1 protein-coding gene is annotated in these 279 nt (G+C 67.4%); it reads left to right on the top strand.

Going from position 1 to position 279, the window contains the following annotated elements:
- Positions 1–171 precede the first annotated feature (171 nt).
- A partial coding sequence (locus OH705_RS27115; protein ID WP_267303423.1) for an EscU/YscU/HrcU family type III secretion system export apparatus switch protein occupies positions 172–279 on the top strand: 108 nt, incomplete at its 3' end.

The following is a 279-nucleotide window of genomic DNA, read 5'->3' as shown; positions in this document are numbered from 1 at the left end:
CATCTGCAGGCGCATGTGGTCGAAGAAGCCGACGCACCGCGCCGCGCCCAGGAAGCGGCGCTGGTGACGGACCTGATGCGCCGCTATCTGAAGTAGCTCTGCGACGGCAACGCGGCGTCGCGCTGGAACGGCTCTTGCAGGACAGGCCTCCGACCCCGTCGGAAACGCGCCATGTCTGAGCAGGACGAAAGCGGCGAACGCACAGAACTTCCTACCGAAAAACGCCGCCGCGAAGCCCGCGAACAGGGCAACATCCCGCGCTCGCGCGAGCTGGCCACG

The organism is Pseudomonas sp. BJa3 (assembly GCF_026343815.1).
Lineage (GTDB): Bacteria > Pseudomonadota > Gammaproteobacteria > Pseudomonadales > Pseudomonadaceae > Aquipseudomonas > Aquipseudomonas soli.
The sequence above is the reverse complement of the archived record's forward strand: the minus strand, read 5'-3'. Positions and strand labels throughout refer to the sequence as shown.